At 47.0% G+C, this 14,309-nt stretch carries 10 protein-coding genes; 1 reads left to right on the forward strand and 9 read right to left on the reverse strand.

All coding sequences use genetic code 11. The features are described from left to right. The 3 genes from ACLFWI_RS04610 to ACLFWI_RS04620 form a co-directional block, all read right to left on the reverse strand. On the reverse strand, positions 1 to 2,314 hold a 2,314-nt coding region (locus ACLFWI_RS04610), incomplete at its 3' end, for a two-partner secretion domain-containing protein (RefSeq protein ID WP_446411944.1). A gap of 804 nt (positions 2,315 to 3,118) precedes the next feature. Then, positions 3,119 to 3,841, reverse strand: coding sequence for a peptidylprolyl isomerase (locus ACLFWI_RS04615; RefSeq protein WP_446411945.1), 723 nt, complete (start codon positions 3,839 to 3,841; stop codon positions 3,119 to 3,121). 42 nt (positions 3,842 to 3,883) lie between these two features. Continuing rightward, positions 3,884 to 4,057: a hypothetical protein gene (locus tag ACLFWI_RS04620; RefSeq protein ID WP_446411946.1), complete on the reverse strand. Its 174-nt coding sequence runs from the start codon at positions 4,055 to 4,057 to the stop codon at positions 3,884 to 3,886. 303 nt (positions 4,058 to 4,360) lie between these two features. On the opposite strand from ACLFWI_RS04620, the gene ACLFWI_RS04625 reads away from it, so the two are divergent. Further along, on the forward strand, positions 4,361 to 4,666 hold the full coding sequence (locus ACLFWI_RS04625; protein ID WP_446411947.1) for an STAS domain-containing protein: 306 nt from the start codon (positions 4,361 to 4,363) through the stop codon (positions 4,664 to 4,666). A 326-nt stretch (positions 4,667 to 4,992) separates the two neighbouring features. Here the strand turns inward: ACLFWI_RS04625 and ACLFWI_RS04630 are convergent, their stop codons facing one another. From ACLFWI_RS04630 to ACLFWI_RS04655, 6 genes are all read right to left on the reverse strand, one after another. Then, positions 4,993 to 5,901, reverse strand: a complete 909-nt coding sequence (locus tag ACLFWI_RS04630; RefSeq protein WP_446411956.1) for an Npun_R2479 family HD domain-containing metalloprotein — start codon at positions 5,899 to 5,901, stop codon at positions 4,993 to 4,995. Between the two features lie 400 nt (positions 5,902 to 6,301). Continuing rightward, complete coding sequence (locus ACLFWI_RS04635) at positions 6,302 to 6,982, reverse strand: DevA family ABC transporter ATP-binding protein (RefSeq protein ID WP_446411948.1); 681 nt, start codon at positions 6,980 to 6,982, stop codon at positions 6,302 to 6,304. 13 nt (positions 6,983 to 6,995) lie between these two features. Continuing rightward, on the reverse strand, positions 6,996 to 8,165 hold the full coding sequence (gene devC, locus ACLFWI_RS04640; protein WP_446411949.1) for an ABC transporter permease DevC: 1,170 nt from the start codon (positions 8,163 to 8,165) through the stop codon (positions 6,996 to 6,998). 78 nt (positions 8,166 to 8,243) lie between these two features. After that, complete coding sequence (locus tag ACLFWI_RS04645) at positions 8,244 to 9,551, reverse strand: ABC exporter membrane fusion protein (protein ID WP_446411950.1); 1,308 nt, start codon at positions 9,549 to 9,551, stop codon at positions 8,244 to 8,246. Between the two features lie 25 nt (positions 9,552 to 9,576). After that, on the reverse strand, positions 9,577 to 10,002 hold the full coding sequence (locus ACLFWI_RS04650; RefSeq protein ID WP_446411951.1) for a hypothetical protein: 426 nt from the start codon (positions 10,000 to 10,002) through the stop codon (positions 9,577 to 9,579). 149 nt (positions 10,003 to 10,151) lie between these two features. Continuing rightward, the gene (locus ACLFWI_RS04655; protein WP_446411952.1) at positions 10,152 to 14,300 is read right to left on the reverse strand and encodes a non-ribosomal peptide synthetase; all 4,149 of its coding nucleotides are present in this window, start codon (positions 14,298 to 14,300) and stop codon (positions 10,152 to 10,154) included. Between the last annotated feature and the right edge of the window lie 9 nt (positions 14,301 to 14,309).

Below are 14,309 nucleotides of genomic sequence, written 5' to 3' on the forward strand. Positions count from 1 at the left end.
CAATCTTGTCAGTGGCGGTGACGGTTACATCTCCAGCATCGCCCATACCAGCCGTCCTGGTGGATAACCGGGCACCGTCAAGGATGCGTAAGTCCTGGGTATAAATCGTCACATCTCCCCCATCGGCGGTGGCATTAAGTTCGACACGGGCAAACAAACCACTGGGACTGCCATTGATGGGGTTTCTACCATTTAACTCAATTTGGCTGGCATTGACTTTTAACTCACCCGCATTCCCTTCTCCAAAGGTTCCCACCGATATCTGACCTCCCTGGCTGACCAAAAGTTCTCCTGTCTCCAGAGTCAAATTTCCGCCATTGCCTGTAGCATCGGGATTAACTTGCGCCCGGATACTACTGGGAAACCCTTCGGGTTCAGACCCCATCACTTCAATGCGGTCACTTGCCACCACTCGTAAGTCCCCAGCATCCCCCTCTCCAAAAGTGGAGGTGGATAAAATAGCGCCGCCAATAATCCGCAAGCCCCGCGTAGAGATAGTCACATCTCCCCCATCTCCTGTGGCACCATCTTCGACACGGGCAAACAAAGCACTGGGAGCTCCATTGATGGGGTTATCGCCAATTAACTCAATTTGGCTAGCATTGACATTTAACTCACCCCCATTCCCTTCTGCGAAGGTTGACACCCCTATCTGACCCCCCTGGCTGACCAAAAGTTCTCCCGTCTCCAGGGTCAAATTCCCCGCATCGCCTGTAGCACCCGGATTAACTTGCGCGGCGATAAAACTGGCATTTCCTTGGGGGTCAAACCCCATCACTTCAATGCGGTCACTTGCCACCACTCGTAAATCTCCAGCATCCCCTTCTCCAAAAGTGGAGGCGTCTAATAAAGCACCGTCAACAATACGTAAGCCCTGAGTAAAAATCGTCACATTTCCCCCAGTTCCCGTGGCATTAGGTGCGACACCGGCAAACAAACCATTGGGAAATCCATAAATAATGGGGTTAGTGCCAATTAACTCAATTTGGGTAGCATTGACGGTTAACTCACCCCCATTCCCTTCTCCCAATGTTGCCACCAATATCTGACCCCCCTGGCTGACCAATAGTTCTCCCGTCTTGAGGGTCAAATTCCCGGCATTGCCTGTGGTACCTGGTGCAACTGCCGCCCGGATCAAACTGGCATTTCCTTGGGGGCTGCCTATCACTTCAATTTTGTCAGTCGCCTCCACTGTTAAGTTCCCTGCATTCCCAACTCCAAATGTGGAAGCGGATAAAGTCGCACCGTCAAGGATGCGTAAGTCTTGGGTAGAGATGGTCAAATTCCCCCCATTTCCCGCCCCAAAAACATCGCCTCTTAGTAGCGAACCTTCACTTAATGTCACCGATTCCGTCGTTGTTACCAGTACCTCTCCCCCTGAAGTTGCACCCAAAGTATCTGCCGAAATAAATGACCCTTGCCTCATCTCCAATCGCGCCGAGCGAATCTGCACATCACCGCCCCCCTCACCACTGGCATCCACAAAGGCTCCCTCAGACAAAGAAATATCCCCAAATTCTGCAATCGAGTCATACCCCAATACAAACCGATTCCCCATCTGAGTTAAACTCACTTCCCCTACCCCAGCCACACTCCCCAATTCAATGCGTCCTGAGCTGCTGAGGTTCCCCCCCTCTAGCCTCACATCTCCCCCAACTAATCCTAGAGTTTGACCTGCCCTCACTTGTAATCCAACCGGAAGACCAAATGGACTGGGTTGACCAATCACACTTTCAGCTTGGGATTGATTCAGAATCGGTTGAGCGGCAATGGCATTAAACAAAAAGGCAGATGGATTGACCGTCAGTAAATTACTCTTCGCGGGTTCAGTGGCGCTAAATAATCCCGTATCCCCCAGCCGAATCGCATCAGCCGTCGTCGCAAAAAAGGAACCCTCGATATCCAAACTGGCATTTTCGCCAAATATAATCCCATTGGGATTCATCAGAAACAAATTAGCATTCCCTAAAACCCCCAACCTGCCCAAAATGTCAGACGGGTCAGTTCCCGTCACCCGACTGAAAATATTGGCAATCCCATCTGGATTGGTAAAATAAACCCCTCGCCCTTCTAATACATTAAACAGTTCAAAACTATGGAACAGATTCCCACCGCGAATCGTTCCGCCATCAATCCGGTCACTGAGAATATCCCGAATATTCACATCCCGTTCGATATCCGTCCCTAGCGTATCATCCGGCTCAATTTGCGCTAAAACCCCCTCCCCAGCAATGGTGGAGAACATCCCCACCAACACCACACTACCGACAACCAAAGACTGCCAACGGCGAGTGAACCAGTCTAGAGTAATCATGGGAAATGTCTCCTGAGCGAGTAAGGGGATTGTTATGAACTTCAGCCGAGGGAAAATTAAGCTGTTCGGCATTTAAACCTTAATGTCAATCATGACGAAATCCTTGCCGTAGTAGTGCGAGCATCTTGCTCGCTACCCAGGAGCATCTTGCTCGCTACTAATACCCAATTTAAATGCATGACAGCTTAGGTATCGGATACTACCAAATAACCCCAAAACCAATGGTGGGCAAACCAGCAAGGTTGAGTTGACACAAATTAAGGGAACCAAGCCCTGTTGATATGGATTTTTATAGTATAAACCGAATTATCCCATAGTTTGACAAAAAAGTGGCTACGCATAAAACCCACCTCAATAACCCAATTTCCCCACACCAATACCCACAGGTATAAAATAACAACACCAATTGTAGGGGTACGGCAATGCCCATCCGTGTCAACTTAAGCCACAATCCTTGTCAACTGCCCGGTAGATCCCCGACATCTGAATCCAATTTATTTGGGGTTCATCAAGGTTTCAACCAAGAAGTCGGGGATCTGGAGTCAACCTGTAGGGGCGACCCGCTGAGCTTAATTAACACCACCCATCCACCTAATTAGGTCGGGTCGCCCTATGCTTAACCCTAACTCCCACTAACCTTGACCAATTCTAGTAGACACATCAATTAGGACAATCAAACTGTTGTTCCAGACGTTCCGCCGGAACGTCTCTACCATAAGATATGTCCTAACCGTCTTGGCGGTTGCGATAACCTGTAACCCAAAGAAATATCCTACCCCTACCACTCGTGATTTAGATACCAATTTAAGTCAATCCTGCTCGATTCAACTGCTCATATAACCACGCCTCAAACAATTCATTCAGCAACCGCTGGCGCATCGCTTCATTCAACTGTGCTGGAATCAACTTCTCCAATCGGACAACAGTATACCCATCTCTTGCCGGTTGAGGCGACCAAACTTGACCCGATTGACTACTGCGAAGTAATCCCGCTAAATTAGGACTCAGACTACCCAACTCAACCGGACCAATCAATCCCCCCCATTTCGCCTCTGACCCTTGAGAAAATTCACGAGCCAACTCAGCAAAGATTTGTTCCCCTTTCTTCAGACTCAAATAAAGTTGAAACGCCACCGCAAACTCTTTCGTCTTTAAACAGGAATAAACCACTCGATCTAACTCTCGTTTCCGCTGACGGAAATAATACTCCAATTGATGTCCCCAAGTGGCTTGTTTAAACATTTCCAATCGAATCCGCCGCCGGAACACCGCTTCTAATTCAGTCTGACTCATCCCACAACGCTTTAACCAAGCTTGGAATTCATCTTCCCCCTTCAAATTATTGCGTTGACAGAATAGCTGACAAGCCTTACGGACTTTCTCATCCGTACAATCAAACGGCGCGATCGCGTGATTAATCAAACTCTCCCGTAACCCTGGCGGGATCAGCGATGAACGAGCAACCATAGGCGTAACTTTTTTATCAGTACTGCGGCGGTTTGGGTGGTGTAAAAAAGTAGTCATCATCTTGCTCAAACCCTAAAAAAACAGGTAAAACTAACAAATTATTTAACGAATCAGCATAATCAAGGCTGAATTCATAGACTGTCCGGGGTTCCCGTTTCGCCCAAACACAAATTCACTATAGTCAGCTAGATTATCAAGTCCTAAAAGGTTCAGAATAATTTCCGTGACTAGCCAGAGGGTGGTAGTAAAAACGAGCTTCTTCCAATGAATGTGCATAGCTTTTGTCTCCTCAACTCCCTGGCTGCTTGCGTTTCCGGCTTTCAACAGGGTTCATTAATTAACACAATAAAAAAAAGAGCTGGATTAGACACCCCCCTCTTCTGCCAACTTCCTGGCACAATTGGGTTAACCCGATTGCCGAAAACTGCAATAGCCATGGCTAAATCCTGTAACCCCTGGTTCTCAACTTGGCATTCAACCTGGTAGAAAACCTTAATCCCTTACCTCAGCGAGTTGTTTATTGTAATTATCAAATGAATCCTAATGATTTAAATCCCACTCAACCATTCACTCAGAGATATGATGCAACTTAAACCCGCTACTCCCTCAACCCTACGACCCAGCACCGTGGTACTCAGACCCAGTGGTTGTCTCGATAGTTCTCGCAGTCCCGCGTTTAGACAATCCCTAGAACAAGCCTTAGAATTAGCAACGGATACCGTGATTGTAGATTTACTATCCGTCAACGTAATTAAAGCCGAAGGAATTCGCAGCCTAATTGCCGGGATGAAACGAGCCGCCGCATTAGGAAAAACCCTATCTTTAGAATTTGTGGACGCCGTGACGCGGATGATTTTAGAAGAACAACTGCAAGATTTAAGCTGATACCAAATCCGGGGAACGCTACCCCCGTTATCAACCTTATTGTTGGTCGGGATCTGGAAAACCTCTCTCCAAACCTCTCTCCATCCCCCCTAGCCCCCCTTTGACACTGCTGGCGAATTGGAAAAACCTAACCCCCCAGCCCCTTCCCTTTGAGATCCCCCTCCCGTCCCCCTTCAAAAGGGGGAAGCCAGTCCGCGCAGGCGGACTTTGTTTGTGTAGCAGCGATTTCAATCGCCTCCTCTTGCTCTTCGGGAAGGCTTCGCATACATTAGTGTAGCAGCGATTTCAATCGCCTCCTCTTGTTCTTCGGGAAGGCTTCGCATACATTAGTGTAGCAGTGATTTCAATCGCCGTGGCAAAAAGGGAATGACTTGTGAGTGTTCGGCTGATTCTTTAGCCGCTAGAAGTTCCTTCTCGACGACGAAAACATTGGTATAGAGATTGGCAATAATTTGTTCACCCCACCCAGTCATTTGCAAGTGGTGCAACCCGGTTTGAATGTAGGGATAGACAAGGTTCCAGAAAAATTTGGGATAGCCCTGGCGTAAGTCGGCTGGATGGTGGTATCCTAACCCTTCATGAGTCCCTATTTCTGCCAATTCATAAAATAATGCAGTTAATTTTTGTAGGTATTGGGGGTCACTAAGTTGACCAATTAAATCAGCAGCACGAATTAAGCCGGGATAGTTGACTGTATCTTGATAGTCATTATCGGCGGGTACGGGAAAACGGGTCAATTCAAGGTAGCGCTGAATGACTTCGATATCAATTAAATCCTCACCCCCAAAATACTCTTTAATAAATAATTTGCCTCGGTCTACATGATAAGGAGCAAGGCTAGCATCGGTAGCCCCGAGAGGGAGAATAATTAGTTCCTGATTAATGCCAGTAGCATACTGTCTTTGGTTAATTTTATCCGGGTGGCAAATCCCTTTGACGTAGCCAATGTCATGACATAATAAAGAGATAATACAATGTAACCAGTCTTTTGCCGAGACATTCCCTTCCCGGAGGTGCTTACCTCGTAAAATTTCCTGTCCGACTAAGGTGGCGAGGATGGTGTGTTCAACCGTATGATAAAGGGCATTACTCCTGGTAATTTTAGTTAAAGCAAAGTTAGCGACCTGAGTGATTAGGTTGGCATAGTCAGGTTTGTAATAACCGTAAGTGCGGAGATATCCAGCCTGCAATTGGGTAACACAGGTTTGAATCAGTACATCTGTCGGATTAAACATTAGCAGCATACTCAGTTGTAATCTAAGCTGTTTGGCATTTAAACTAAACCGTCATGAATTGGGAAATCTTCGTAGTGTGAGCATCTTGCTCACTACCTATATCCAACTATTTTTCATCATAAACTTACTCCGGCTACGGTATTTTAATCCTCTAAAATAGTAACAATTGGTTCTATTAATACGATAAGCCAAAGAATTCAGCGATACCTTCACCTATTCGGTAAACTTGCTGGTATGTCTCGGTAAAATTATTGGCACAATTGCGTTCGCTAGGTTACCCAAAAATGCAATTTCAATAGTAAAATTTTATGGTAAAATATTATTGATTTCTCTAAAGTGAGGTATACAGATCCCCGACTTCTTCAAGAAGTCGGGGATCTTTCTGGGATAGACTATAAGTTTAGGGCTGTTTCGATAGCCGACCATCTTCCAGATGAATAATCCGGTCAGCAATATCCAAAATACGGTTATCGTGAGTCACCAGCAAGATAGTACATCCTTGTTCCTTAGCTAAACGCTGCATTAGATCGACCACATCTCGACCTGTCTTCTTGTCTAATGCAGCGGTAGGTTCGTCTGCTAAAACCAACTTAGGATGACTCACCAAAGCACGGGCAATCGCCACCCGCTGTTTTTGTCCTCCGGAGAGGTTCTCCGGGTAGTAGTTCACTCGTTCACCTAAACCAACGGCTTGGAGTATAGCTTCAGATTTAGCATAGGCGTCCCGTTTGTCAATATCTTCATGCAGCTCAATCGACATTTGTACATTCTGTCGAGCTGTCATAAACGGTAACAAATTATGAGCTTGAAAAATATAACCAATGTGGCGACGTACCTGTACCAATTTCTCTTCATTGGCTCTATTTAGATCTTTACCTAAAATGCTTAGATGTCCATCTTGAACTGAGCGCAAGCCTCCAATCAAAGACAGCAACGTTGTTTTACCAGAACCAGAGGGACCGGTCATAATCACAATTTCTCCCGCCTGGATTCCTAGGTTAATCTCAAATAAGACTTGCTTTTTTAAGATGCCTTTGCCAAAGTAATGGTTTAGATTTTGAATAGTTATAACAGGTTCCATAGCTAGGTGACACCTAAAAAATATCAGCAGGATCTGCTGCTCTCAGTTTCCCCACAGCACTTGCACCAGAAATAAAACACATAATCAGGGTTGCTCCTAATACAAAGGTGGCTCTGTCAAACGTCATCGTGATGGGGAGAAGAGTCGCTTTTTTAGCCAATTCATACTGAATTACAGAGAACAGAAAGCCCGGAATATAACCTAAAACGGCAATAAATAAAGCCTGTTGAAGAACCAGGGACAATAGATAGTTATGCCGATATCCCATTGCCTTCAGCGTGGCATATTCAGCTAGATGCTCGGAAACATTACTATAAAGAATCTGATAGACAACTACAATTCCGACAATGACTCCTAGAGCAACTCCCAAATTAAAAATAAAGCCAATTGCTGTACTACTTTGCCAATAATTTTTTTCAAATTCAATTAATTCCTCTTTTGATAAAAGGTTAACATCTTTGGGCAAATAGTCTTTGAGCTTGCCTTTAAAAAAATCCACCTCTGTTCCTGGTTTTAATTTAATTAATCCGATATCAATGAAACCTTGACGACGATTGCTGAAAATCCGGAGGAAATTGAGGTGGCTGGTGAGCAAATTACCATCAGAACCAAAGGATGTTCCTAAATTAAATAATCCAGCTACCTTAATTTTACGATTTGAACCGCCATTGCCAATTTCTGTTGTCAGGCTTCCCTGCTGCTCAAATTCTGAAACAATCAGACCAAATTCAGAGCGAGAATCCTGGTCGAATAAGACCTGATCTGGGAGTTTCAGTTTGTCTATATTTTCTTCTACACCGGGAAAATCAAAGATGTTATACCTAAGATCAAAACCAATCACAAATATATTGCGCCAATAGTTTCTAGTTTGGGGATTTTTCCACTGACCGAAACCCAAATAGACAGGACTGACAAAATCAACGTCTGCAAACGCCAAAGCCTGAGACAAACGACGTTCGGGAAAGCTCTCCATGGCAACTAAAGAGGTAGAGCGGGGACTGATTAAAAAGTAATCTCCCTGTAAACCTGTATGAAAGCGAACAGCACTATTAAACAAAGCATCACGAATGCCCAATTGCATGAAGACAATGACAACCGCAAACGTTACCCCTGAAATGGCGACAATTAACCGAATTTTTTGGTGTCTGAGTTGTAACCAGGCGGCAGGAAGTTTATTGAACATGATTGGCTTAAATAGTATCTAAATTGAACCTTAAAACGGATCTAATTCGGTGAGTTAACTTCGATATTATTGGGAACTTTAGGGACTATTACCCAGGGAAGTATCAATAACTGCGTTGACTTGTAAATTAGTCAAGCCAGCAACGCGCTGGCTATCTTCTGGAGTGAGGCGAATTTTAACTTCGACAACTCTGGCATCCGCATCAGCAACTGGGTCAGTACCCAGGACATCTTTTGTGGCAATCTGTAAACCGATTTCCTCTACGGTTCCCGGCAAATCTCCGATTACCCCTTCAGCCGTAATAGTAGCTTGTTGACCTATACGAACTTGACTAATATCAGTTTCGTAAACTTCTGCACTCACATACATCTGATCAGTTTTACCGATGTCCGCAATTCCCTGATTACTAACTATTTCACCAGGCAAAGTATGAATTTTCAGAATTTGACCCTCTCTGGGCGATCGCACGTAGGCTAAATCCAAATTGGCTTGCGCTTGTTGGACAGCCGCTTGCGCGGTTGCGAGTTCTGCCCGAGCGACTTGTACATCCACAGGACGAACTTCTGCAATGGCATCTAGAGTCGCTTGAGCCTCCTCGATCTGCTTTTGCTCCGTTGCTACTATCCGATTGAGGTTAGCTGTTGCTTCATTGATTTGCTCTTGCCGACTGGTCATGATCCGGTTTAAACTTGATCGAGCCTCCTCAAGACGCTCTCTAGTCGTTTTTTCTGGGAGGCAAACACTGTCACGCTGGGAAGCTGACACCGCCCCGCTTTCGTAGAGCCACTGATAGCGCCCACACTCAGTTCGAGCATTGTGCCACTCAGCTTCGATTCGCTTAATTGTCGCTGCTTGTGCGCTCTTTTCTCCTTGCAACTGAGCCTCTAAGCTAGCAACAGTTGCCTTTTGAGTGATAATTTGCCCCTGCAATTCAGCTTTTGTACGCTCAAATCTGGCATGCTGAGCCTTAATATCACCCTGTTTAGCTCCAGCTTTCACTTGCTCTAGACGCGCTTGGGCAACTTTAACTTGTTCTTGAGCTTGGATGAGGGCGGCTTGGAGGCGATCGCGGCTGTCTAGAATCGCCACGACTTGCCCCGCCTTAACAGTGTCTCCTCGTTTGACTAGCAGTTGCTCAACCCTGGCACCCTGATTAAAAGCCGGAGCCGATAGATTAATCAATTCTCCTTGAGGTTCCAAATACCCCAAAGCCGCAACAGCATCAACAGAGGTTTTACTAACGGGAGGCGCTGCGGAGAGACGGCGAATTGCGGGTCGGGCATTTAAGAGTGCGTAAATTGTCACCGCACCTGTGGCTAAAGCACCAGCGACTAAGAGAACAATGCTTCCCTGTCCGATTGGTTTAAAAAATAGCTGATATTTCATCGTGACCGACAACTTTATCGAGTTTTTAGGTTGACAAATTGCTGCTTTTCACGGATGAATAGCACTCACCACAGACTCGAAGTGCCGGTTTGCCATCCACCAAGGTTAGATAAAGACCCCACTTGCCAGAAGCCGACTCACTATTCCATGAGTAGACGGGAATTCCAGAACAGGATGCCGACTCGGAAACAATGTTGGGTAGGTCTTTAAACGTAATAGTTTTTTTGGTCTTACCTAAAGTTGAAGCTGAAAGTGCTGCAGCAAGGATAAACAATGAACCGATTTCACTCAAGCCTCTAGTTTCAAGTGAAACAATATGTCCACCCTTGAGTTCATTCACTTCAGATTCCGATAGATTCAATCCCAGTAGATTGAGACATTTATGAATTGTGGAATCTTTTGAATTTTGGGCTAACTCAGAAATAGTTGTGCCTTCAATGCTTTGAATCATGACGTACCTCCTTTCTCAAGTCATAGGAATCGATATTCATGTTCATGGTTCATTGGTTACGGCTAGTCTCGATGCAGTTAGCTTTGAGCTTTCTGCGAGTACCATGAACCATGAACTCTGCTCTTAACAGCGTGCTGTTTATCTAAACTCTAAAATTGCCGAGGGCTGAACGTATCGAGGCAAAATTTCAGCCGTTCCGCTAGAACCTGGACGTGGGGTTCAGCAAACATGGTGATATGATCGCCGGGGACGACATGGAGTTCTACGGGTTCGGCAGCAAGCTGGTTCCACCCCCAAGTCGGCTCCTGCCGAATCTGAGAAGACTCGTTACTAACACTATCCTCAGAATAAACCTCACTGGCTCGGAAGAAGGCTACTCGAGTCGGATAGACCTCCTGTGGCACATAACTATCGGAAGCTTGATAATTAGCCTTGAAAACTTGCACAAGACCACGAACTTGTTTGAGTCCAGCCTCAGGAGGCAGCAAACCAATTGTTTTGAGCTGCTCCCCGATGTAATTTAATTGCTCGTCTGGAGCTAAGGGACGAAGAATGTCGTAGGATATCCCCAGGTTCTTGCCCAGGAATCGCTCGATGACATTGGCAATTCTGGTCAACCATTTAGCATCATCCCAATCAACACTAACCGGATGGCGACCCGGAACCGGCGCTTCCGTGTCTAAGATAGCGACTAGAGCCACCTCATGCCCTTGCTTTTGCAGTTGCTGAGCCATCTCAAATGCCACCAAACCGCCCGATGAATGACCGCCCAGAACATAGGGTCCTTGAGGCTGAATTGTCTGTAGTGCTTCCATGCAGTAGGCGGCTATCTCCTCAATTCGGGTGTGAGGCTCTGATTCTCCATCCAGACCCAATGCTTGCAAGCCGTAGAATGGCTGATCCGTTCCCAGATGACGTGCCAAAGCATGAAAGTAGATGACATTTCCACCCGCTCCTGGGAAGCAGAAAAAAGGCGGTTTTGAACCTCCGGGTTGAATCGTGACTAAGGGAGACCAAGACAGGGAATCCGTCTGTTGACGCAAAATATTGGCGAGTTGTTCAATCGTCGCGCTTTGGAAGAGTGTTCCTAGAGGTAGATTTTTCCCGAACTGCTGCTGAATCTTAGCCATCAGGCGGACTGCCAAAAGGGAATGACCGCCCAGATCAAAAAAGTTGTCCCGTACTCCCACAGGGTGGATACTCAGAACCTCTGACCAGATTTGCGCCAGTTGCCATTCCAGGGAATCGCGGGGTGATACAAAGCTGGCTGCTTGAGTGATGCTGAATGTATTTGGTGTCGGTAGGGCGCGGCGGTCTACCTTGCCGTTGGGGGTCAAAGGTAAAGCCTCCAAAATCACAAAAGCCGATGGCAGCATGTAGTCGGGCAGCTGCTCTTTGAGGAAGTAGCGCAGTTCACTGGGAGTAGGAACTGACTCTTGGTTCGCAACGATATAGGCTACTAGACGCTTGTTACCGCAGGGTTCTTCCCTGACTATGACTACCGTTTCTCTGACAGTTGGGTGTTGTGCGAGGGAAGCTTCAATTTCTCCAAGTTCGATGCGGAAGCCGCGAATCTTCACCTGATGATCTATCCGACCGAGATACTCAATATTCCCGTCGGGCAAGTAGCGGGCTAAATCACCAGTTTTGTAGAGGCGTGCTCCTGTTTTATTGCTAAAGGGGTTGGGAATGAATTTCTGTTCGGTCAAATCCGGGCGGTTGAGGTAGCCTCGGGCTAAGCCAGCACCGCCGATGTGCAGTTCGCCCGGTATCCCAATGGGGACGGGTTGGAGATGGCGGTCTAAAATGTAGAGTTGCGTATTGGCGATGGGACGACCGATGGGGACTATCCCCCGATGATTCTCTCGCTGGCATTGCCAGAAGGTAACATCAATCGCCGCTTCCGTTGGACCATAGAGATTGTGCAATTCGCACCCCAGACGAGCAAAGAAGCGTTCCTGGAGTTCAAAAGGCAGTGCTTCTCCACTACAGATCACTTGTCTCAAGCTGCTGCAACGTTCCAGTCCCTGTTCTTCTAGGAAAACCTGGAGCATTGATGGGACAAAATGAAGTGTAGTAATTTTTTGCTCAGCGATTAACCTCACCAGGTAAGCACTGTCTTGATGACCTCCAGGTTTAGCGACAACTAGACGGGCTCCGGTCAATAAAGGCCAGAAGAATTCCCACACTGACACATCGAAGCTGAAAGGAGTTTTCTGAAGCACGCGATCGTCTGGAGTTAATCGGTAGGCATCCTGCATCCAGAGTAAGCGATTGCTAATCCCACCGTGGGTGTTCATCGCTCCTTTTGGCTTTCCGGTAGACCCCGAGGTGTAAATCACATAGGCCAAGTTGTCGAAGTTAACACCACTGACCGATTTCTCCTCACTCTCCTGAGAGATTACCCTCCAGTCTGTATCCAAACAAACCACCAGTGCCCCATGCTCAGGCAATTGAGCCACCAACTTCTCTTGAGTCAACAGCACTGACACCTGAGCATCCGACAACATGTAAGATAAGCGATCTTTAGGATAGGCTGGGTCTAAAGGTACATAAGCCCCGCCAGCCTTCAGAATTCCTAGCAGTCCTACTACCATCTCTAAGGAGCGCTCCACGCAAATACCCACCAAAACTTCCGGTCCTACTCCCAGTTTTTCCAGGTAGTGCGCTAGCTGATTGGCGCGGCAATTTAGCTCTCGATAAGTTAACTGCTGGTCTTCAAAAACTGCTGCCACAGCATCAGGTGTCTGCTCCACCTGAGCCTCAAACAACTGGTGGATACATGTATCTTTGGGATAATCCTGGCGAGTATCATTCCACGCCACCAACAGAGTCTGCCGTTCTGCTGGTGTCAGCAACGGTAAATCGGAAAGACGCTGCTCTGGATGAGCAACGATGCCCTCGAGTAACATCTGGAAATGACCTAACATCCGACTGATCGTGGCGGCGTCAAACAGGTCGGTGTTGTACTTGAATAAACCAAAAAGTGATTCCTTCGCCTCCACCATTTCCAAGGTCAAATCAAACTGACCTTCCTGCATTGGCAGGGCAAAAAATTCCAGATCGAGACCGCTCCAATCCACTCGGGCTACCGTTTCGCTGGGTGTGATTAGCTCGGCAAGTTCTCTCCATTGCGGCTTCTGTAAGACAAATAAAGTTTGGAACAGCGGTGAACGGCTGGGATCGCGGTTCGGCTGCAATCGCTCGACGAGTAATGGAAAAGGATAATCTTGATGAGCGATCGCGTCCAATACTGTTTGGCGCATTTTGCTCAAAAACTGCTTGAACGTGGGATTGCCAGAAAGATTCCCTCGCAAAACAACGGAGTTAACAAAGCAGCCCACAATCCCAGCAAATTCAGACTGGCTTCTGCCGGTGGTGGGAGAACCCACTAGAATGTCTTCCTGATTGGTGTATCGGTGCAGCAAGACCTGAAAGGCAGCCAGGAGGGTCATATAAAGAGTCGCTCCTTCAGTCTGTGCCAGTTCCTGGAGCCCCTGGGTCAGTTTTTCATTCAGCTTGAAGGGATGGGACGCTCCATGATCGGTCTGTACTGGCGGTCGCGGACGATCTGTCGGCAGATTTAGCACGGGCAACTCACCCGCTAACTGATGCTGCCAGTAGTCCCAAAGCTGTCCCCCTTGGGCACCAGCTAGCTTTTTGGTTTGCCAATGAATGTAGTCGGTGTATTTATGAGCAAGAGGCGGTAAAGCCGCCTGAGTGCCAGCCTTTTGAGCTGGGTAGAGCAGCCGTAATTCCTGCAAAAGCATCCAAAGAGACCATCCATCACTAGCAATATGATGTATCGTCAACAGCAGAACATGATCCTGTTGAGAACGAGTAAACAGATTCACCCTCAGCACAGGTCCTCGTTCCAGATCGAAGGGACGCTGGTATGCCTCAACCACGTTCTGGTTCAGCTCATCCTCTGTCCAGGTGGAAGCGTCTATCTCCTCGAAGCAGACTTGCTGATAGCCGTGAATCTCTTGAACAGGTTCACCGTCTCGCATCGGAAACGTGGTGCGTAAACAAGGATGGCGATCAATAAGTTTCTGGAACGCGCTCAAGAGAGCTGAAACATCTACATCAGAGCGGATGCGTACTGGGAATGCCGTGTTATAAGCACTGCTTTTTGGGGCGCTTTGGTGCAAAAACCATAAGGCTTTTTGACCATAAGATAGGGGATAGTAAGATTTGGTGCTGCTGGCTTTTTCCCGCAGTAGTTGTGCTAGAAGAAGGCGCTTTTCCTGAGCAGAAAGATGAGTCGTGGTATCCGAAAAATTTTGAGTACTGGTCATGATTGAACT

The sequence above is a fragment of the Coleofasciculus sp. genome (assembly GCF_046539235.1).
Lineage (GTDB): Bacteria > Cyanobacteriota > Cyanobacteriia > Cyanobacteriales > Coleofasciculaceae > Coleofasciculus.

Bases quoted from the DNA above. Each gene is read 5' to 3' on its own strand.
- ACLFWI_RS04635 (WP_446411948.1), bottom strand. From the start codon at position 6,982: ATGGAACCTGTTATAACTATTCAAAATCTAAACCATTACTTTGGCAAA.
- ACLFWI_RS04655 (WP_446411952.1), bottom strand. From the start codon at position 14,300: ATGACCAGTACTCAAAATTTTTCGGATACCACGACTCATCTTTCTGCT.
- ACLFWI_RS04615 (WP_446411945.1), bottom strand. From the start codon at position 3,841: ATGATGACTACTTTTTTACACCACCCAAACCGCCGCAGTACTGATAAA.
- ACLFWI_RS04625 (WP_446411947.1), top strand. From the start codon at position 4,361: ATGATGCAACTTAAACCCGCTACTCCCTCAACCCTACGACCCAGCACC.
- devC (WP_446411949.1), bottom strand. From the start codon at position 8,165: ATGTTCAATAAACTTCCTGCCGCCTGGTTACAACTCAGACACCAAAAA.
- ACLFWI_RS04630 (WP_446411956.1), bottom strand. From the start codon at position 5,901: ATGTTTAATCCGACAGATGTACTGATTCAAACCTGTGTTACCCAATTG.
- ACLFWI_RS04620 (WP_446411946.1), bottom strand. From the start codon at position 4,057: ATGCACATTCATTGGAAGAAGCTCGTTTTTACTACCACCCTCTGGCTA.
- ACLFWI_RS04650 (WP_446411951.1), bottom strand. From the start codon at position 10,002: ATGATTCAAAGCATTGAAGGCACAACTATTTCTGAGTTAGCCCAAAAT.
- ACLFWI_RS04645 (WP_446411950.1), bottom strand. From the start codon at position 9,551: ATGAAATATCAGCTATTTTTTAAACCAATCGGACAGGGAAGCATTGTT.